The sequence below is a fragment of the Motilimonas sp. 1_MG-2023 genome, from assembly GCF_030547455.1.
Classification (GTDB): domain Bacteria; phylum Pseudomonadota; class Gammaproteobacteria; order Enterobacterales; family CBDFNC01; genus Motilimonas.
Window position 1 is genome coordinate 1 of sequence record NZ_JAUOPX010000105.1, and the last position, 1,097, is coordinate 1,097.

Annotated in this window: 1 protein-coding gene; it reads right to left on the bottom strand. The window is 37.3% G+C overall.

The genetic code is table 11. The features are described 5' to 3' along the window. Positions 1-189: 189 nt before the first annotated feature. Positions 190-717: a hypothetical protein gene (locus tag Q4519_RS21610; RefSeq protein WP_303515986.1), complete on the bottom strand. Its 528-nt coding sequence runs from the start codon at positions 715-717 to the stop codon at positions 190-192. Between the last annotated feature and the right edge of the window lie 380 nt (positions 718-1,097).

A 1,097-nucleotide genomic window follows, 5' to 3' on the forward strand; every position in this document is an offset into this window, starting at 1 on the left:
GTTTATTTGTTTTCATAAGTACCTCAATGGTGATTGTACTTACTTAGTGGTGTGTCTAAAAGTAGTGGTAGGGATCAATCCTTCAAGCACGATTTTTAGATCAGTCGATTTGGATCACATATAAATTTCAAGAGGGGGCTGGTGAAAGGTTACCAACTCTTAACTAGTTAGATTTACCCATTATTATGCTTACTGTTTTGATAAAAGAACGTGCATTTTTAACTTCATAGAGCAAGCCATCATTGATGATACGATACCACTTGATTCATAGGTATAACGGTGAATATTGCCAAGGCTATCTTCGATAGCTTGCTCGGACTTTTCAACTAATGAGAGGCTTGCTCTCAATTCATTTTCAATTACTTTGGCTTTATTGAATTGCTGAACTATTTCAGCTAATGGCTTAAGTTTCTGAGCTTTACTTTTAGGGAGTGCTTCATAACAAGAGGGTATCAGCTCGTTGTTTTTCAACAACGCCTCAGCGTTATTGTCTAGTCGGTTATCCCTGATGTCAGTTAAGAGAGCCAATTGCGTTTCGCGGTCGGACTGCATTAGCTCTAAGTCAGCCTTGGCAATGGGTTGTATTGTAGCTGCATAGTATTTTTCAGCACTTTCCATTTTTCTCACTAGCTCTGCACTAGCCTCTAATGCAATTGCGTTAGGGGAAAAATACAAACTAAGGAGCAGCAAAGGTGCTGAAGCTATCTTTATATTCATACGTGCGCTCGTCTTTAATTTTTCCGCAATTGTAACATCACAATTAATTTTTTTGTAAAAATAACATATTCTTGCGATTGCTATTGAGGCATCATCAAATTTAGGCGTGATGCAGTTAATAAACAACCAAGGCCATGCCGGTGTCTCGCACTCTCCCTCTGGTGGACAGTCTATTCATCGTCAACTAAGTAAAAACGATAACTATAATTTTGAAAAAGATACAGATTATCAACTAGAGGAAATTGGAGAGGAATAATGTACGATTTTTCTAAGTTCACAATTTTTAACTTCTGTGGGGTTATTGATAAGCAATATTTGGCCATATTCGAACAACGCATTGGTGCGAACCTGCCTGATTTATATAAACATTTTTTATTAAG

Coding starts and splice junctions, on each gene's coding strand:
- Q4519_RS21610 (WP_303515986.1), bottom strand. CDS start 717: ATGAATATAAAGATAGCTTCAGCACCTTTGCTGCTCCTTAGTTTGTAT.